Raw genomic sequence first — 17552 nt, 5'->3', positions numbered from 1 at the left:
ATCGGAGGAGGATTGTCATGACGATACAAAGCGGCTTGCCTGCTTCTGCAGATATCCCGGAAGCGTCCCGTGCAATCGACGCGCCCGAATTTCTGACGCGCATCGCCGAAGACCTCAGGGCCAGGAGCGGCTCCGACCTGCCGCTCTCCTGCTTCGTCGAGCAGGTGAAACTGCAGCTCGCAGGCGGCAAAACTCCGGAAGAGCTTCAAGAGCAGGCAACGGGCGCTGCCAATAGCAACAAGCCCGCCCATCTTTCGGACACCTACATGGCTTGGGCAATGCCCCACCAATAACAGAGCTTCGGCCGGCGTTCACGTCGGCCGGAACCTTCTCCCCGGAACCTTCTCAATTGCCGCACATTCCTCAATCGCGCGAAAGCGTGCTGGTTTTGCAGTTAAGAAACAGGAGAAGACCATGCGACTTTTCGAATGCGGAACGCTCGTTCCCGGATGCGACTGGCACACCAGAGCCGACAACGACGCCGAAGTCGTTCGCCGCGCCGTCGAACACATGAAGACCGCCCACGGCGAAACGACGATCCGCGAAAACATGGTGGACAATATCAAGGCCCGCATCCGCGACGAAGCGAACGCGGCCTGATTTCAATCGACAATCTCTGCAAGCCGGGCGAGCAATGCCGCCCGGTCGGAGACGAAATTCTCCTCCACCCATTGGTTTTCCAGCGTCGAGAGAATTTCGCCGACCTTTGGCCCTGCCTGTATGCCTGCGGCCATCACATCCGCGCCACTCAGCGGAAATTGCGGCTTCTTCCAAATATTTGCGCGATCGAGAAGCTTCGAAAGCCGTGCCGAACGGCTCATCTCGTCGAAGCTGCCGCCCTCTGCCTTACCCCGTGCAACGCCAAGCGCCAGTTTCAGCCGCACTACGATCCCGTCTGTACCATTTCTGTAGAGCAGCTTTTCGAAAGCGGCAGCGGAGATTTCATCGTTGACGGGTGCTGCTTTTGCCCAGGCTTTGAAATAGGCCGCCTCCGCATTCGAGAATTTCAGGCGTGCAGCCAGCGCATCCAGCCGGGCCGGATCCGGCGGAACGATCGAGGCAAGCCGCAGCAGTGGATCAGGCTCCCAACCGAGCGCCTTCTCGGTCGCAACGAGTGCCGGAATGGCATCGATGCCCCATTTTTCCGTTTCCGGCAGGATTTCCGTGAGAACTGCAACCTGCCGCATCCAGAGCAGCGCCCGGCCGGGATCTTCCGCCGACAGGAGCTTCCTGAGCTCGGACCAGACCCGCTCTGAAGATAGCGTCTTCAGCTTCGAACGTGCGGCCGATGACGCTCTTAGCCCCTCTGCATCTGGTCGTCCGGAACCGTACCAGGCGAAGAAACGGAAAAACCGCAGAATACGCAGATAATCCTCGGCTATCCGCGTTGCTGCATCGCCGATGAAGCGGATATTGCGCTTCTCGATATCCTCGAGCCCGCCTACGAGATCGATCACCTCGCCTGCGGAATTCGCATAAAGCGCATTGATGGTGAGGTCGCGCCGTTCCGCATCCGATTGCCAGTCCGCGCTGAAGGCCACCTTGGCGCGACGCCCGTCCGTCTCCACGTCGGTGCGCAGCGTCGTCACTTCGAAGGGCCTGGCGTCGATGACGAGCGTCACCGTTCCATGGGCAATGCCTGTCGGTACGGCCTTGATACCGGCAGAAGCGGCCCGTTCCATGACGGCTTCCGGAAGCAGCGTGCTGGCGATATCGATGTCGGCGACGGCCAGCCCCATCAGGCTGTTGCGTACGGCCCCCCCGACCACGCGACCCTCCCCGCCATCGGCGTTCAGGAGCGCAAAGACCCGGCCGAGCGCCGGATCCTGAAACCATGCCTGGTCGGCAACAGACGTCATGCATAAAGCCTTTCGTAGAGTGTGCGGACGATACCGGCGGTGATGCCCCAGATCATGCGCGTTTCATAGGGCATACGGTAGAAATGCCGGTCGATGCCGTCGACCACGCGCTTGTCCCGCGTGTGATTGGCCGGGTTCATCAGGAAGGAAAGCGGCACCTCGAAAACATCGTCCACTTCGATCGGATTGAGCTGCAGCGAAAAACCGCGTTGCACCACGCCGAGCACGGGCGTGATGCGGAATCCGGTGGATGACAGATAATTCGGCAGCCGTCCGACCGTCTCGACGAAGCCGCCGCCAAGGCCGATCTCTTCCTCGGTTTCGCGGATCGCCGCCATCTCGGGCGAGACATCCTCGGGATCGATCGAACCACCGGGAAAGGCGATCTGGCCGGAATGCTTGCGAAGTGTCGACGTCCGCTTGGTGAAGATCACCTTCGCCTCTTCGCCATCATCGACGACGGGCACCAGCACCGCCGCATCTCGCAGCTTGAAGGTTTCGACCAGCGCAACGATATCGGGATTGAGGACGTGATCGCCATGATCGCGCCAGGCATGATCGATGGGCGCACCAACCTGGTTGAGCGCGCGGCGGCGGAACTCGGCAGCCGAAAACGGGGGATAGGTCCTGCTGATCGCTTCACTCATCGGGAGGCTGCTTCCAGTTCATCGGCCGGCATGATCGGAAAGGTCTCACCGCCCGAGCGGACGACGAACATGTCCCGGCCCGCGACCTCGGCCACCTCGCCGAGCTCGACCAGTTCATACATCACGGCGCGTGACACCAATGCTTCGAGCCGCCCCCGCACATGCAGATAGGGCTTCAATTCGCTATCTTTCCCATGCCCTGGCCCGTGCCCCGGAAAACGCAAAGGGTGATCCTTCCCGGCTTCTATGACATCACCGACATTCGTGCGAAACGTCAGAATCTGCAGTCCATCCTGCTCGCTCGCATTCATCTCGACGGCGACGAAGGGGGCGTCGATAACCCTGATGCCGACCTTTTCCACAGGAGTTACGAGATAGGTTTTCCCGTCATCGTCCTTCCTCAAAACGGTGGAAAAGAGCTGGACCAGCGGCTGCCGGCCGATCGGTGTGCCCATGTAGAACCATGTGCCATCCGCCCGAATTTCCATGTCGATATCGCCGCAAAAGGGCGGATTCCATTTCTCGACAGGCGGCAATCCACGCTTTTTGCCGGATTTCGCCTCGGAGGCGCGCGAAATAAGCGCGGCAAGCCCCGCTGCATCCGCCATTTGCCTCATTTCCTCGGCTGCCATTGTTCCGTCCCGGTTTGCTCTTAACGAAATAAAGTCACGAGATAGTCATTTGAAACAAACTTGTCAGCCCGCAACATCTTCATAACTGTATCGGGTATGAGGCACGCCTATTAAAGTCAGACGATTCGCAGCCGAATGATTTCAGCCGTTGGAGATGCCCGTGGGTATGATCAAGACCGAAGCCAGCCTCGATGAACAGGCGATTGTTGCCGCCGCCGAAAGAGCGCTATCCGACATCGCCGCCATCCGCGCGGAAGTTTCCAAGGTTATCTTCGGTCAGGAAAGCGTCGTTGAAAACACGCTTCTCGCCGTTCTCTCCGGTGGTCATGCCCTTCTCGTCGGTGTTCCAGGCCTTGCCAAGACGAGGCTCGTGACGACGCTCGGCGAAGTCCTCGGCCTTGCCGCAAACCGCATTCAGTTCACGCCCGACCTTATGCCATCAGATATCCTCGGTTCCGAAGTGATGGACCAGGACGAGAGCGGCCGCCGCTCCTTCCGCTTCGTCAAGGGGCCGGTCTTTGCTCAGCTTCTAATGGCCGACGAAATCAACCGCGCGTCTCCGCGTACCCAGTCGGCTCTGCTGCAGGCCATGCAGGAATATCATATCACGATCGCCGGCCAGCGTTATGACCTGCCCTCGCCGTTCCATGTCCTGGCAACGCAGAACCCGTTGGAACAGGAAGGCACCTATCCCCTTCCCGAGGCCCAACTCGACCGCTTTCTGCTGCAGGTCGATGTCAACTATCCCGAGCTTGCGGCCGAACGACAAATCCTGCTTGAAACAACCGGCTTGACCGAAGCCAAGCCAGAACCAGTCATCAATGCCGCGCGTCTCGTCGAAATCCAGACGCTGGTGCGGCAGATGCCGGTCAGCGACACTGTCGTCGACGCCATCCTTTCGCTGGTGCGCTCCGCCCGTCCGGGCCAGGGCAATGCCTCCACCGACAAGCATGTCGCCTGGGGTCCCGGCCCGCGCGCCGGTCAGGCAATGATGCTTTGCGCCCGCGCCCGCGCACTCTACGAAGGCCGCCTGGCACCGTCGCTCGACGATATCTACGCCTTGGCCGAGCCGGTGCTCGAGCACCGCATGGCGCTGACCTTCGCCGCCCGCGCCGAGGGCATGTCGGTGCGTGACGTCATCGCCGGGCTGGTCAAACAGGCAAAGGGATAAGGAAGCGCTGCGCGTGGCATCCATCGGACAGATCGTCAATCCGACACCTGGCAGCGATGCCCTTTCCCGCGCCAGGCAGCGGGCCGCTCTGGTGCCGGATTGCCTGGTCGAAGCCAAGCGTATCGCCAACACCGTGATCGCCGGCTGGCACGGCCGTCGCAAACGCGGCATCGGCGAGAATTTCTGGCAGTTCCGCCCCTACAGCGACGGCGAAAGCCTCTCACGCATCGACTGGCGCCGCTCCGCCCGTGATGATCATACCTATGTGCGCGACCGCGAATGGGAAGCCGCCCACACGATCTGGCTCTGGGCCGACATGTCGCCCTCGATGATGTACAAGTCGAGCTACGGGAGCGTTTCCAAGGAAAGCCGTGCGCTGGTCATCATGCTGGCACTTGCAGAGATCCTCGCCCGCTCCGGCGAGCGCATCGGCTGCCCCGGCATAATGGAGCCTATATCCGCCCGCAATGCGGCCGAAAGGCTCGCAACGGCCCTGATGCACACGCCATTGACCGGCGGCCTGCCGGAAACCCTGATGGTGCGCGGCTGGAGCGACCTCATCCTCATCGGCGATTTCCTCGATGATGCACCTGCCATCATGGCCCGCCTCGGCCCGCTTGCCCGCCGCGGCCTGCGTGGGCACGTGGTGGAAATTGCCGATCCTGCCGAGGAAATATTCCCCTATAACGGCCGCACCGAATTCACCGATCCGGAAACCGGCGAAAGGCTAACCTCCGGCCGGGCCGAGAATGTGCGTGAGGCCTATCGCAACGCCTATCTCGCCCGACGCGAAAATCTCGGCCTGTCGCTGCGCCATCTCGGCTGGACCTTCGTCAGCCACCGCACCGATCATCTGGCGTCCGAAGCGCTGGTTGCAGTCCATATGTATCTTTCAGGCATGCCGGCAAAGGCAACGCATGGAGGACAGCTTTGAGCGCGCTTCCATTCGCCTTCGCCTATCCCGCCATCCTTGGCGCGCTGATTGCCCTTCCCGTCATCTGGTGGCTGCTGCGGTTGACCCCGCCGCGCCCACAGGCAGAGGTTTTCCCACCGCTGAAAATCCTTGCGACGGTGCTGAAGCGCGAGGAAACACCGGCCCAGAGCCCTTGGTGGCTCACGCTGCTGCGCATGCTGCTGGCAGCCGCCATCATTTTCGCGATCGCCGATCCGGTCTTCAATCCGCGCACCGGCTCGCTCGCGTCAGGCGGTCCCCTCGTCCTCTTCGTCGACAATAGCTGGGCTTCGGCGCCCGATTGGGAACGTCGCGTCCAGACGGCCGATGCGCTGATCGACGATGCAGAGTCTGCAGGCGCTGTCGTCTCCATCGCTTTCACCGCCGACCCGACCAATGACGCGACGCCCGGCACGGCCTCGGCTGCCCGCGAGAAACTGCGCGCCGCCGAGCCGAAGCCGCTCGTGCCGGATCGCCAGCGGGCTTTCGAAGCGTTGCGTGCGGCCCTCAATGGCACGCATCCCGGCACGCTTGCCTTCCTCACCGATGGTGCGGCAAGCGGCGACAATGATACCACCGTCCGTCAGCTGTCCGACCTCCAGCCCGCCGAACTGCGCGTCATCGAGGGTAATACGGCCGACACCGTCGCGATATCAGGCGCCACCAACACGGCCGACGCGATGACCGTGAAGGTAACGCGCCTCAGCCCAGGTGGCGCGGCATCCCTCCCCCTCAACGCGCAGGATGCGCAGGGCCGCGTGATCGCCAGCGGCAGGGCCGACTTCGCCCCCGGCCAGACCTCTATCAATGCCGGCATCTCAGCTCCCTTCGAGATGCGTAACGACTTTGCCCGCGTCAGCATCAATACCGGCGCCACTGCAGGCGCGGTGCATCTGCTTGACGACGCCTTCAAGCGCCGCAGGGTCGTGCTGCTGTCAGGTGAAGGGGGCGACGAATTCCAGCCACTGCTCTCGCCGCTCTATTACATCCAGCGTGCGCTGGAGCCCTATGCCGATCTGGTCCGGCCGACCGATTCCGACCTGTCGGTCGCCATTCCGAAACTGCTTGCCAACAATCCCTCCGTCATCATCCTGGCCGATATCGGCCGCCTGCCGGAAGATACCTACGCTCCCTTGCAGCGCTGGATATCGAATGGCGGCATGCTGCTGCGTTTCGCTGGCCCGCGCCTTGCCGCGGCACCCGCTGAAGATCCGCTGATCCCGGTCACCCTGCGCCAGGGCGAACGCGCGCTTGGCGGCAGCCTGTCCTGGAGCGAACCGCAAGCGCTCGCCGAATTCCCCAGTTTCAGTCCGTTTGCCGGAATACCGCGTCCGACCGACGTAACGGTCAACCGCCAGGTGCTGGCAGAGCCGACGCCGGATCTTGCCGAGCGCACATGGGCAAGTCTTGCCGATGGCACGCCGCTGGTCACCATGAACCGCATCAGTGCCGGCCAGATCGTGCTCTTCCATGTCAGCGCCGAGGCGACCTGGTCGAACCTGCCGATTTCTGGCACTTTCGTCGAAATGCTGCGCCACCTTATCCAGATCTCGCGCTCCGGCGGGGTAACCTCGGAATCATCAGGCAGTGCGCGCGTTGCCGAAACCCTGCCGCCCTTCCGCATGCTGACCGCCAAGGGCATCCTGGTCACCGAAACCGGCAATGCCCGTCCGCTGATCCCGAATGCCAAGGCGGCCCCCGTTGCCAACTTCGACAATCCACCGGGCCTCTACGGCTCGGAGGATGGCTTCGCGGCACTGAACGTCCTGCCAAACAATGCCGAGCTGAAACCGCTCGGCATTGATGGCATCAACGTCGTGCGCGCCGGTCTGGTCGGCGGCGAAAGCTGGTCGGCCAAGCCCCTGCTCTTCTTCATCGCCTTCCTGCTGCTTGTGGCCGATAGTCTTGTCGTGCTCTTCATGAACGGCGCCTTTTCACGCCTGCGCCCGCGCGCCCGCGCTGCCGCAACGATCGCCATTGCGCTTTCGGCTGGTCTCATGCTGCATCCGGACATCCTGCATGCCAATGATACACAGCCGGGCGACGACGTCGTCATGCAACGGCTGGACAAAACCCATCTCGCCTATGTCGTGACCGGCGAGCAGGACGTGGACAATATTTCCGAACAGGGGCTCCATGGTCTCACGAGTTTTCTGACATACCGCACAACGCTGGAGCCGGCTCCGCCCGTCGGCCTCGACCTCAACAAGGACGAGCTTGCCTTCTACCCGATCATCTACTGGCCGATTTCGGCGACTGCGCCAATGCCCTCCAACGCCGCCATCAGCCGCATCGACGCCTATATGCGCAATGGCGGCACCGTTCTTTTCGATACGCGCGATCAGATCGACTCGCTCGAAGGCGCCAGCGACACGACCGCCAATGGCCAGCGCCTGCAGCAGATCCTTGCCAATCTGGATATTCCGCCGCTCGAGCCCGTCCCGCACGACCATGTGCTGACCAAGTCCTTCTATCTGCTGTCGAGCTTCCCCGGCCGTTATGCCGGCAGCCCGCTCTGGATCGAGGCACGGCAGGGTGGACAGAGCAACAGCAACAAGCCGGCCGCCGCCGCAGATGGCGTCTCGCCGATCTTGATTACCGCAAACGATTTTGCCGGCGCATGGGCCGTCGATGATAATGACACGCCACTGCTGCCCACCGTGCCGCCGGATGAGACGCAGCGAGAATATGCCTTCCGCTCCGGCGTCAACATCATGATGTACATGCTGACCGGCAACTACAAGACAGACCAGGTCCACGTGCCCGACCTGCTCGAACGTCTGGGGCAGTGACATGACGCTCGATTATTCGCCCTTCCTGCCCTGGCCGCTTCTGGCGGTATTGACCGGCATTGTCCTCGTGATCGCCGTCTTCGCGATCTGGCGCGGCATTCGCGGCGCATGGATCCGCGCGCTTGCGGCACTTGCCCTGCTTGCAGCACTTGCTAATCCGGTATTGCTGCAGGAAGACCGCGACCAGCTTTCGACCATCGTCCCCGTTATCGTGGACCGCAGTCAGAGCCAGCAGACAGCTGATCGCATGACGATGACCGATGATGCGCTTGCATCGCTGAAAACGCAGCTCGCCCGCTTTCCCCAGATCGAGCCCCGCTTTGTCGATGTGAACGAAGACCGCAATTCCGACGTGCCGTCCACCCGCCTCTTCGATGCGCTATCGGCTTCGATCGCCGATGTGCCGCCTTCGCGCGTCGGCGGCGCGATCATGCTGACGGATGGCGAAGTGCATGATGTGCCCGGCGTCAACCAGGCGCTCGGCTTTGACGCACCAATCCATGGCCTGATCACCGGCAAGCCGAACGAATTCGACCGCCGTATCGAGGTGATCAAGGCGCCCCGCTTCGGCATCGTCAACGAGGAGCAGCAGCTGGTGCTGCGCGTCTTCGACGACGGCCCAAGCCCCGGCGGCGTGGCCAATGTGACCGTGCGCCTCAACGGCGACGAGATCGCCACGCTGCAGGCGACACCCGGCCAGGATACGCCCTTCTCCTTCAAGGTGACGCGCGGCGGCGCAAATGTTCTGGAATTCTCCGTTGCCGGCATTCCCGGTGAGGTCACGGATGCCAATAACCGCGCCGTACACATCATCGACGGCATCCGCCAGAACCTGCGTGTTCTTCTCGTCTCGGGCGAACCGCATGCAGGCGAGCGCGCATGGCGCAATCTGCTGAAGTCCGATGCCTCCGTCGACCTCGTACACTTCACCATTCTGCGACCGCCGGAAAAACAGGACGGCACGCCGATCAACGAGCTGTCGCTGATCGCCTTTCCGACGCGCGAGCTGTTCGTCGACAAGATCAAGGATTTCGACCTGATCATCTTCGATCGATATCAGGATCGCGCCAATGTGCTGCCGATGCTTTATTACGACAATATCGCCCAATACGTGGAAAATGGCGGCGCGCTGCTGATTGCCGCCGGTCCGGAACATGCCAGCCCCGAGTCGATCGCCATGACGCCGCTCGCCTCCGTGCTGCCGGCCGAGCCGACCGGCCGGATGATCGAGCAGGCCTTCTATCCCCGCTTGTCCGAGCAGGGCCGCAAGCATCCGGTCACCCGCGGGCTTGACGGTTCCGGCGATGAGCCCCCGCATTGGGGCCGCTGGTTCCGCAGCGTCGATGTCGACCGGCCGCAGGGCCAGACCGTCATGGTCGGCGCCGATAACCATCCGTTGCTGGTCCTCAACCGCGCCGGCCAGGGCCGTGTCGCCATGCTGCTCTCCGATCAGGGCTGGCTCTGGGCGCGTGGCTTCGAAGGTGGTGGTCCGCACGTCTCGCTCTATCGCCGCATCGCACACTGGCTGATGAAGGAACCGGCGCTGGAAGAAGAGGCTCTGACGGCGCGCACCTCCGGACGTACGCTGGAGATTACCCGCCAGACGATCGGCGATGCGCCGGGAGACGCGATCGTACGTTACCCCTCCGGCAGGACCGAGAACCTGCCGCTGACGCAGACCGAGCCTGGCCTCTACAAGGCCGAAAAGCGCATGGACGAAATTGGCCTCTTCGAAATCCGCAACGGCGATCTGACGACGCTCGCCCATGTCGGCGCCGTCGATGCGCCGGAATTCAAGGCGATGATCTCGACGACCGCGGCGCTGAAGCCGATCACCGACAAGAGCCGCGGCCTGGTCACCCGCGTCGTCAACAATGCCGGCGCCATCTCCGTCCCGCCGATCCTGCCGGTGCGCGGCCAGGTGCGCGTGACCGACAATGACCGGATGCAGATCCGCATGACCAACGAGACCGTGCTGAAGGGCATCAACACCCTGCCGCTCTTTGCGGGATTTGCCGGTGTCGGCATCCTGCTTCTCGCCTTTGGCGCCATGTGGTGGCGTGAAGGACGTTAGCTGTGCCGGAATTCGAGCTCACCGCCTCCCCTTCGCCGGAAGAGCTCGCCGTCATTTCCGATGGGCTGGCGGCCTTCAACAAAGAGGATGTCGGCCCGTCCGGACGGCAAACGCTTGCCATTCTCATCCGTGACACCGATGGAAAGGTCTCGGGCGGCCTGTCCGGTTTCACCGCCTGGGGCTGGCTCTTCGTGCAGATGCTCTACATTCCCGATACGCTGCGCGGCGGCGGGCTGGCCGGCAAGATTCTCGCGAAGGCGGAAGAGGAAGCCGCCGCCCGCGGCTGCCGCGGCGCGTGGATCGATACCTTCAATCCGCATGCCCTCAGCGCTTATCAGCGCCAGGGCTATGAGATCTTCGGTGAACTGCCGGATTTTCCAGAGGGTCGCACCCGGACGTTTCTCAAGAAGCTGCTCTGACTATACCCGCCATGCGATCGTCCCCTTCAGCCGCGCATGCGTGTCTTCAGCGATCGGGACGACGAGCACACGGCCCGGATCGACTGGACCCGGAAAAGTCAGCGCGCCGTAAGCAACCTTCTCGAAACCGAGCGGACCGTAATAGGGCGGGTCGCCGACGAGGATGACGGCCTCCGAACCCTTTCGTTTAGCAGCCTCGACCGCGATACGCACCAGTTCCCGGCCGATACCCTTGCTCTTGTGCGAGGGCCGCACCGCAAGCGGCCCGAGCAGATGGCCCTTCACTGTTCCCGCCAGAACCGGCGTCATGCGCACCGAAGCGATCGTCTCCCCGTCATCGGCACAGATGAAGGAGAGCGACAGGTCATGCGGCCCCTGTTCGCGGATGCGCGCGGCGGCACGCGTATGCCGGCCGGGACCGAATGCTTCTTCGTTGATGAGTTCGATAGCCGCGTCGTGAGACGCATCCTCGGTGAGGTAGACGAGATCGTGCTTGTACATGAGCATGGAAACAGAGACCGTATAGACGCAGATATATGGGTTCGCGAACACGCCGTCAGGCGTTCGGGAGCATCAGCGTCGTCGCAGGCCTCTGAGAATAGACATCAAGCAGGATTCCAGAAATTTGTGAGGAAGGCGGATAGCAGGAAAAAATTTCGGCGTCCATTGCAAAAATTCGGGCAGAAGCCGGACGGCTGAGACGCAGTGTTCAATCTTTGCCGCCTGCAAAAAGCGGCATACTGCGATATCTATCTCGTAACAAACAATTTCAGAGGTAAGCTCATGGGCATGCTGGTAGACGGCGTCTGGCGTGACGTCTGGTACGACACGAAGGAAACGAAGGGCCATTTCAAGCGTCAGCCCTCGCAGTTCCGCAACTGGATCACGGCAACAGGCGAAGCCGGCCCCAGCGGCAGGGGCGGCTTCAAGGCCGAGGCCGGCCGCTATCACCTCTATGTCTCCCTCGCCTGTCCCTGGGCGCACCGCACGCTGATCTTCCGCAAGCTGAAGAAACTCGAAGATCTGATTTCCGTCTCGGTCGTCGACCCGCTGATGGTGGAAAACGGCTGGGAGTTCAAGGTCGGCGATGGTGCCACTGGCGACCAGCTCTTCGGCTCCAAGGCACTATGGGAAGTCTACGTGAAGGCCGATCCGCACTATTCCGGCCGTGTCACCGTGCCTGTTCTCTGGGACATCAAGACCGGCACGATCGTCAACAACGAGTCGGCTGAAATCATCCGCATGTTCAACAGTGCCTTCAATCATCTGACGGGCTCGACGGCGGATTATTACTCGGAAGACCTGCGGAGCGATATCGATGCGCTGAACGACATCGTCTATGACACCGTCAACAACGGCGTCTACAAGGCGGGCTTTGCCACCACGCAAGCGGCTTATGAAGAGAATGTCGTCAAGCTCTTCGAAACGCTGGATAAGCTCGACAAACGTCTTGGCAAGGGCCGCTACCTTTTCGGCGATCGCCAGACCGAAGCCGACTGGCGGCTCTTCACGACGCTTGTGCGTTTCGACCCTGTTTATGTCGGCCACTTCAAGTGCAACATCCGGCGCATCGAGGACTACCAAAACCTGTCGGGTTATCTGCGTGACCTTTATCAGACTCCCGGTGTCGCTGAGACGGTGAACCTGCGCCACATCAAGGGGCATTATTACCGCAGCCACAAGACGATCAACCCGACCGGTATCGTGCCTGTCGGTCCGGCGCTCGATCTCGACCGGCCACATGGCCGTGACAAGCTCGCAGCCGCAGCCTGAGTCTCACCAGTAATGCGCCGGCTCCGCCTCGCCGCGGAGTTCGGCGAGCCTTCGTAGCGTCGCCTCGGTCGTCTCCCCGGGCAGATTATCGATCTCGAAGAAGCCGCTTTCGGCAATCTCCCAGTCCGGCGGCCGCGGCGCGGTCTGCTCCACTGTGGCACGGTAGAAGACCACGTGGTCGCGCCGGGTGATGCTGGTATTGAAATAGACGTGAAAGAGCTGCGGCTTGCCCACGATCTTGAGGTTGCCTTCCTCCCGCAATTCCTTGATCAGCGCCTCTTCTGCCGTCTCGTTGCGCTCCAGCCCGCCGCCCGGCATGTGCCAGCCGCCCGTATAGCCGTGACGAACGAGAAAGAGGCGGCCCTGCTCGTCGAAACAGGCTGCACGCACTCCCATCGTCATGCTGCGCACGAAGGAAAAATACACGTGCAGCAACCTCAACAACACTTTCCTGTGAAGCGGCCATTTTTGTTTGTCTGCCATGGTTTCTTTCAGGCTCGCATCGCCGGGATGTGTTTGAATTGTAAATAAGCTGGTCTATGTGTCGTTGCATGTTCAAGCTCGCGCATATCTCTGACATCCATCTCGGACCCCTGCCCCGCCTTTCCATTCACGAGCTTTTCTCGAAACGCATTACGGGCTTTGTGAACTGGCACCGCAACCGGCGCAAGCATCTTTTCGGCAGCACGCTCGATCTGCTGCTGGACGACATCCGCACCCATAAGGCCGACCATCTGGCGGTGACCGGCGACCTCGTCAATCTGGCGAGCGGCATCGAGATCCGCTCCGCCGCAGCCTGGCTGCGCGAACTCGGCGATCCCGCCGCCACCTCGGTCGTTCCCGGCAACCATGACGCCTATGTGCCGGGCTCCTACGAGAAATCGATGCGCGCCTGGTATGACTATGTGCGCGGCGACCTCGCCCCGCCGGAATGGGAAGAAGGCCGGCACATTTTTCCTTATCTGCGCATCCGCGACAAGGTCGCGATCGTCGGCTGCTCCACCGCCGTCGCAACCCCGCCCTTCGCCGCGTCGGGCTTCTTCGGTGCGCGGCAGGCCCGCGATACGGTCAACATGCTGCGCGCCGCTGGCGAGGCGGGCCTTTTCCGTGTCGTCATGATCCATCATCCGCCGATCCGCGGCGCAACCTCTTTCTACAAACGCATGATCGGCATTCGCCGTTTTGCGGCCGTCGTGTCCACCGGCGGAGCGGAACTCGTGCTGCACGGCCATACCCATCTCAATACGCTTTACTGGTTGCGCGGCCAGACAGGTCCGGTACCCGTCATAGGCATCGCATCGGCGTCTCAGGGGCCGGGCGGCATCAAGCCGCGCGCCGCCTATAATCTCTTCTCGATTTCCGGTTCTCCGGGCGCCTGGGAGGTGAAGGGAGAGCGTTTCAGCATAAACGACACGGGCGACGGCATGATGCCGGAAAGTGCAGATATTTTCAGACTTTAGAGGCAATTGCGGAATCAATTCCGACAGCCATTGAACCAACCTGTGAAGAGCGGTTGCCGATGTCATAACATCAGCAATAAAGGCCTCCGGGCCTCTTGGTATTTTTATCTGTCGGCGTACAATCCGGTCACCGCATCGCCTCAAAACGGAGTACGCCCGATGACTGCCTCCCTTCATCGCCTGTGCAGACTTTCGCTTGTTTCCGTCTTCACTCTCGGGCTTGCCACATCCGCCTTTGCGGTCGGTGGCGGGAACGATGACACCTCGCCTCCGCAGAAGACCCAAACGACCAAGACCTGCACCAAGGGCAAGGTCTGGGATGCCAAGAAGAAGGAATGCGTCGATCCGAAGAAGCAGAGCTTCAACGATGACGATCTCTATAAGTTTGCCCGCGAATTCGCCTATGCCGGCCAGTATGAGAACGCCATCACGGTGCTTAACCTCGCGCAGAACCAGAACGACCCGCGCATCCTGAATTATCTCGGCTATGCCAACCGCAAGGCCGGCCGCGTGGAACTCGGCATGTCCTACTACAAGAAGGCGCTGCAGCAGGATGAGAATTACATTCTCGCCCGCTCCTACATGGGCATGGCGCTAGCCGAACAGGGCGATGTCCAGGGCGCCCGCGTCCAGCTCGTCGAGATCCGCGATCGCGGCGGCGAAAATACCTGGGCTTATCGCGCTCTTCTCCAGAGCCTGAACGGTCACAGAACATATTGAGGCAAGCTGCGCGGGCTATGGTACGAAATCCTTGGGAAGGGATGGATGAATTGAACCCCGCGCTTGCGAAATACAGGCGACTTGTTCCATAAAGCCGCCTGTATGGCCGGGATAGATACGATGGCTTCGCGCCCGCCGGGCAAGGCCCGTACGCGAAGCCGCCCGAATGCAAAGCCAGTATGAATGCCGGCCGATGTGAATGCTTCTTGGAAAGACGATGCGCCAACCCGCCACCACCACCGATATCCGGCGTGATCTCGTCGGCCTCCTGCCCCGCCTCCGCCGCTTTGCCATCACGCTCGCGGGAGAGACGGCTGTGGCCGACGAGCTGGTACAGGCGGTCTGTCTGCGCGCAATTTCCAGGGGGCATCAGTGGAACGGTGAAGGCCGACTGGAAAGCTGGATTTACACACTGGCCCGTCAGCAATGGGCCGATGACAGTCGCAAGCGCAAGCCGCGGCCAGCCGCACGAGGCAATGTGACAGATATCCGCGACGCCATTCGCGACCGCGCGACGGTCGTCGATGCCGATGCTCTCCACCGCATGCTCTTGGAAATGCCTGAGGGTGTGGCCAGTATCTTCCTGCTGATCGATGTGGAAGGGCACAACTATCAGCAGACAGCCGAAATCATGAGCATCGCGATCGGCAGCATTGCCGGCCAGCTTGCGACGGCACGACTCCATTTCGCCGCATTGTCCGGTCACAATCCGCCCATCCACAGGTACTGACTGATTTGCTCGATTTCAAAAAACAGCCGCTCGAAGCCCAGCTTGCCGCTCTCCTCGACGGCGAAACCACACCGGAACAGAAGCTGGAGCTGGAAAACCGGCTCGTGATCGATGAAAACGCCCGCAAGATCTACGATAAGCTCCGCCACGGTGTCGATTTCGGCCGCCGCAAGCTGGACGACATGCTGAAGGAGCCGGTTCCGCTGGCGCTCGTCCGCTCGATCAAGAGCACGCAGCCGCCGAAGACACCGATCGCCCAGCGCAACAGCCGCCCGCAATTCAAGCTCGCACCGAGCGGTCGTCAGGCGCTTGCCGCGGCCCTTATCCTCTTTGTCGTCGGCGGCGGCATCGGCTATTTCATCGGTAATGCGCCGGATACGGATGACACCGCGCCTGTCGCAGCAACCCAGATCAATACGAATGACTGGCTTGGTGACGTCACCGCCTTCCAGCGGCTTCTCTTGCGCCAGCCGCGCCACCTGGTCGAAGTGCCGGCCTCGCAGTCCGAGGAGATCTCATCCTGGCTGACGACGGCAATCGGCGTGCCGTTCCGCGTTCCGGATCTGTCTCGCGACTCCTGGACCTTCCAGGGCGCCCGCGTGATCCTCGGCGATAGCCGTCCTGTTGGTCAGCTCGTCTATTCCAACACCGACGGCGACATCATCTCGATCTGCTTCCGCAAGGATGCGCAGCCGCCGGAAACGGAAGACTTCAAGGAAACAATCCGCGACGAGATCGGCCTCGTGACCTGGCACAATGCCGGGACCTCCTATGTACTGGCCGGCCCCTCGGCCGAAGCCACGCTCGGCCAGCTCGCCATGGAAATCGCCGCCGCCATCTGACGGTCAAGGTACCAGCACGACCTTTCCACCGACCCGGTGCTCCTCAAGCGCGCGATGCGCCTCTGCGGCCTGGCTCAGGGAAAAGCTTCCGCCATGCACGATCCTCAGCGCTCCGGATGCCGCAAGATCGAAGAGAGCCGCGAGATCATCCCTCCACCTGCCTCCCGAGATCAGCGGCAGGAGCGAAAAGCCTTTCAGTGACTGGTTCGCATCAAGCATGGAGCGGATTTCGGAAAGCTCGAACGAAAACCGCCCCATGGCCGCAAGCAGCATCTCTCCGGCGGGAGCAAGTGCTGTCAGCGAAGCTCTGGCGATATCGCCGCCAACGGTCTCATAAATGACATCGGCACCCTGCCCTGCAGTCGCAGCCTTCACCGAAGCAGTCCAGTCTTCCCCAGTGTAGTCGACTGCCAGATCGGCACCGAGAGAGATGGCAAGCTTCCTCTTGTCATCGCTGCCGGCAGCCGCGATCACCATGCTCGCTCCTTCCAACCTTGCAAGCTGCACCAGCAGGGAGCCCACACCGCCGCCGGCGGCGTTGATCAGCACCACCTTTCCCTTCGGCGGGCTGCGACGCACCATGTTCAGGGCCGTCAAACCCTGAACCATCAACGCCGTCGCATCCGCAAAAGAAAGGTTCTCCGGCAGTCGCACCACCGAGCCCGAGTTCACAGCCACAAATTCCGCGTAACCGCCGAAGCCGCGTCCAATGGCAAAAAGCGGCACGGCGACGCGCGCACCCTGCAGCGAAGGGTCGGCGTCAGGTCCGAGCCTTTCGACGACGCCTGCCACTTCCACGCCGGGAAAGGCAGGCAGCGGCGGCGTGACGGCATAACGATCCGCCCGCATCAAAACCTCGAAGAAATTAATGCCGGCAGCATGGATACGCACCAGCACTTCGCTGCCTTCCGGCTCCGGCGTCGGCACTTCGACGATTTCGAGAACCTCAGGCGGACCGAAGCGGGTGAACTGAACGGCTTTCATCACAGACCTCACGTTTTGATGGCGTGAGGCAGGCTTTACCACTCGATTTCCGGATAAAAATACACACATGTCAGTGCCATACCCACCAGGAGGTGACCATGGCCGTGCCCATGAAAAGACTGCCGAAACTGCCTGTGGAGCGGGCCTTGAAGGTCATTTCCGGGCGCTGGAAACCCGTCATCCTCTATCATGTCTTCTCCGGCCCCAAACGGCTTTCGGAGCTCAAGCGCATGATGCCCGAGATCACCCAGAAGGTCCTGATCCAGCAGCTGCGCGAGATGGAGGAACACGGCCTCGTGCGCCGGGAGATCTTTGCCGAGGTGCCTGCGCGGGTGGAATATACGGCGACCGAACTCGGTCTCGGCTTGGAGCCGATCCTCTTTGCTCTCTGCCAATGGGGACAGAACCATGCGGAAGCGCAGGGCGAGCTCGATGAGCTCGCCGATTGCATCGTCAGGCCGCGTCACCCCGAGGCGATCGCGGCCTGATCAGAATGC

Annotated in this window: 18 protein-coding genes and 1 pseudogene; 13 read left to right on the top strand and 6 right to left on the bottom strand. The window is 61.7% G+C overall.

Annotated features, from left to right (window positions below):
* Positions 1-17 precede the first annotated feature (17 nt).
* Together AC1DUP_RS01790 and AC1DUP_RS01785 are read left to right on the top strand one after the other, a co-directional pair.
* Entirely contained in the window at positions 18-293 is a 276-nt protein-coding gene (locus AC1DUP_RS01790) for a hypothetical protein (protein ID WP_113297557.1), read from the top strand.
* Positions 294-414: 121 nt separating this feature from the next.
* Positions 415-600 (top strand): DUF1059 domain-containing protein, encoded by a 186-nt coding sequence (locus tag AC1DUP_RS01785; protein WP_113297556.1) that lies wholly within the window; start codon positions 415-417, stop codon positions 598-600.
* Between the two features lie 2 nt (positions 601-602).
* Here the strand turns inward: AC1DUP_RS01785 and AC1DUP_RS01780 are convergent, their stop codons facing one another.
* Genes AC1DUP_RS01780 through AC1DUP_RS01770 form a run of 3 tightly spaced genes read right to left on the bottom strand, consistent with a single transcriptional unit; the run spans position 603 to position 3138 of the window.
* The gene (locus AC1DUP_RS01780) at positions 603-1859 is read right to left on the bottom strand and encodes a CCA tRNA nucleotidyltransferase (protein WP_113308802.1); all 1257 of its coding nucleotides are present in this window, start codon (positions 1857-1859) and stop codon (positions 603-605) included.
* The gene (locus tag AC1DUP_RS01775) at positions 1856-2506 is read right to left on the bottom strand and encodes a CoA pyrophosphatase (RefSeq protein ID WP_113308801.1); all 651 of its coding nucleotides are present in this window, start codon (positions 2504-2506) and stop codon (positions 1856-1858) included. Before AC1DUP_RS01775 ends, AC1DUP_RS01780 begins: the two co-directional genes overlap by 4 nt.
* Entirely contained in the window at positions 2503-3138 is a 636-nt protein-coding gene (locus tag AC1DUP_RS01770; RefSeq protein ID WP_113297553.1) for a DUF1285 domain-containing protein, read from the bottom strand. The genes AC1DUP_RS01775 and AC1DUP_RS01770 overlap by 4 nt, the downstream gene beginning before the upstream one ends.
* Before the next feature lie 160 nt (positions 3139-3298).
* On the opposite strand from AC1DUP_RS01770, the gene AC1DUP_RS01765 reads away from it, so the two are divergent.
* Genes AC1DUP_RS01765 through AC1DUP_RS01745 form a run of 5 tightly spaced genes read left to right on the top strand, consistent with a single transcriptional unit; the run spans position 3299 to position 10546 of the window.
* Entirely contained in the window at positions 3299-4309 is a 1011-nt protein-coding gene (locus AC1DUP_RS01765; protein ID WP_113308800.1) for an AAA family ATPase, read from the top strand.
* Between the two features lie 13 nt (positions 4310-4322).
* Positions 4323-5243, top strand: a complete 921-nt coding sequence (locus AC1DUP_RS01760; protein ID WP_113308799.1) for a DUF58 domain-containing protein — start codon at positions 4323-4325, stop codon at positions 5241-5243.
* Positions 5240-8053, top strand: coding sequence for a DUF4159 domain-containing protein (locus tag AC1DUP_RS01755; RefSeq protein WP_477831931.1), 2814 nt, complete (start codon positions 5240-5242; stop codon positions 8051-8053). The genes AC1DUP_RS01760 and AC1DUP_RS01755 overlap by 4 nt, the downstream gene beginning before the upstream one ends.
* Position 8054: 1 nt before the next feature.
* Positions 8055-10127, top strand: coding sequence for a hypothetical protein (locus AC1DUP_RS01750; protein WP_113308797.1), 2073 nt, complete (start codon positions 8055-8057; stop codon positions 10125-10127).
* 2 nt (positions 10128-10129) lie between these two features.
* Positions 10130-10546: a GNAT family N-acetyltransferase gene (locus AC1DUP_RS01745; RefSeq protein WP_477831930.1), complete on the top strand. Its 417-nt coding sequence runs from the start codon at positions 10130-10132 to the stop codon at positions 10544-10546.
* Here the strand turns inward: AC1DUP_RS01745 and AC1DUP_RS01740 are convergent.
* A pseudogene (locus AC1DUP_RS01740) lies at positions 10547-11120 on the bottom strand (GNAT family N-acetyltransferase).
* Between the two features lie 209 nt (positions 11121-11329).
* Between AC1DUP_RS01740 and AC1DUP_RS01735 the strand changes: the two are divergent.
* Positions 11330-12319, top strand: coding sequence for a glutathione S-transferase family protein (locus tag AC1DUP_RS01735; RefSeq protein WP_477831929.1), 990 nt, complete (start codon positions 11330-11332; stop codon positions 12317-12319).
* 3 nt (positions 12320-12322) lie between these two features.
* Here the strand turns inward: AC1DUP_RS01735 and AC1DUP_RS01730 are convergent, their stop codons facing one another.
* A complete protein-coding gene (locus tag AC1DUP_RS01730; RefSeq protein ID WP_477831928.1) occupies positions 12323-12802 on the bottom strand; it encodes an NUDIX domain-containing protein in 480 nt (159 codons plus the stop codon).
* Between the two features lie 68 nt (positions 12803-12870).
* Here AC1DUP_RS01730 and AC1DUP_RS01725 point away from each other — a divergent pair, with 68 nt between their 5' ends.
* From AC1DUP_RS01725 to AC1DUP_RS01710, 4 genes are all read left to right on the top strand, one after another.
* Positions 12871-13779 carry a metallophosphoesterase family protein gene (locus AC1DUP_RS01725; RefSeq protein WP_113297545.1) on the top strand — a complete coding sequence of 303 codons (909 nt, stop codon included), beginning with the start codon at positions 12871-12873 and terminating at the stop codon, positions 13777-13779.
* A 159-nt stretch (positions 13780-13938) separates the two neighbouring features.
* Positions 13939-14499 carry a tetratricopeptide repeat protein gene (locus tag AC1DUP_RS01720; RefSeq protein WP_113308795.1) on the top strand — a complete coding sequence of 187 codons (561 nt, stop codon included), beginning with the start codon at positions 13939-13941 and terminating at the stop codon, positions 14497-14499.
* A 217-nt stretch (positions 14500-14716) separates the two neighbouring features.
* Positions 14717-15229 carry an RNA polymerase sigma factor gene (locus AC1DUP_RS01715; protein ID WP_477831927.1) on the top strand — a complete coding sequence of 171 codons (513 nt, stop codon included), beginning with the start codon at positions 14717-14719 and terminating at the stop codon, positions 15227-15229.
* A gap of 5 nt (positions 15230-15234) precedes the next feature.
* Positions 15235-16071 (top strand): anti-sigma factor family protein, encoded by an 837-nt coding sequence (locus tag AC1DUP_RS01710; protein WP_113308793.1) that lies wholly within the window; start codon positions 15235-15237, stop codon positions 16069-16071.
* 3 nt (positions 16072-16074) lie between these two features.
* Here AC1DUP_RS01710 and AC1DUP_RS01705 read toward each other — a convergent pair whose 3' ends face one another.
* The gene (locus tag AC1DUP_RS01705) at positions 16075-17055 is read right to left on the bottom strand and encodes a quinone oxidoreductase family protein (protein ID WP_477831926.1); all 981 of its coding nucleotides are present in this window, start codon (positions 17053-17055) and stop codon (positions 16075-16077) included.
* Positions 17056-17153: 98 nt separating this feature from the next.
* Between AC1DUP_RS01705 and AC1DUP_RS01700 the strand changes: the two genes are divergently transcribed.
* The gene (locus tag AC1DUP_RS01700; protein WP_477831925.1) at positions 17154-17543 is read left to right on the top strand and encodes a winged helix-turn-helix transcriptional regulator; all 390 of its coding nucleotides are present in this window, start codon (positions 17154-17156) and stop codon (positions 17541-17543) included.
* Positions 17544-17552 lie beyond the last annotated feature (9 nt).

Source organism: Rhizobium sp. 01L419, assembly GCF_056400025.1.
This window is presented reverse-complemented; position numbering and strand designations above follow the sequence as displayed.

Bases quoted from the DNA above. Each gene is read 5' to 3' on its own strand.
- AC1DUP_RS01790 (WP_113297557.1), top strand. From the start codon at position 18: ATGACGATACAAAGCGGCTTGCCTGCTTCTGCAGATATCCCGGAAGCG.
- AC1DUP_RS01785 (WP_113297556.1), top strand. From the start codon at position 415: ATGCGACTTTTCGAATGCGGAACGCTCGTTCCCGGATGCGACTGGCAC.
- AC1DUP_RS01780 (WP_113308802.1), bottom strand. From the start codon at position 1,859: ATGACGTCTGTTGCCGACCAGGCATGGTTTCAGGATCCGGCGCTCGGC.
- AC1DUP_RS01775 (WP_113308801.1), bottom strand. From the start codon at position 2,506: ATGAGTGAAGCGATCAGCAGGACCTATCCCCCGTTTTCGGCTGCCGAG.
- AC1DUP_RS01770 (WP_113297553.1), bottom strand. From the start codon at position 3,138: ATGGCAGCCGAGGAAATGAGGCAAATGGCGGATGCAGCGGGGCTTGCC.
- AC1DUP_RS01750 (WP_113308797.1), top strand. From the start codon at position 8,055: ATGACGCTCGATTATTCGCCCTTCCTGCCCTGGCCGCTTCTGGCGGTA.
- AC1DUP_RS01735 (WP_477831929.1), top strand. From the start codon at position 11,330: ATGGGCATGCTGGTAGACGGCGTCTGGCGTGACGTCTGGTACGACACG.
- AC1DUP_RS01730 (WP_477831928.1), bottom strand. From the start codon at position 12,802: ATGGCAGACAAACAAAAATGGCCGCTTCACAGGAAAGTGTTGTTGAGG.
- AC1DUP_RS01725 (WP_113297545.1), top strand. From the start codon at position 12,871: ATGTTCAAGCTCGCGCATATCTCTGACATCCATCTCGGACCCCTGCCC.
- AC1DUP_RS01720 (WP_113308795.1), top strand. From the start codon at position 13,939: ATGACTGCCTCCCTTCATCGCCTGTGCAGACTTTCGCTTGTTTCCGTC.
- AC1DUP_RS01715 (WP_477831927.1), top strand. From the start codon at position 14,717: ATGCGCCAACCCGCCACCACCACCGATATCCGGCGTGATCTCGTCGGC.
- AC1DUP_RS01705 (WP_477831926.1), bottom strand. From the start codon at position 17,055: ATGAAAGCCGTTCAGTTCACCCGCTTCGGTCCGCCTGAGGTTCTCGAA.
- AC1DUP_RS01700 (WP_477831925.1), top strand. From the start codon at position 17,154: ATGGCCGTGCCCATGAAAAGACTGCCGAAACTGCCTGTGGAGCGGGCC.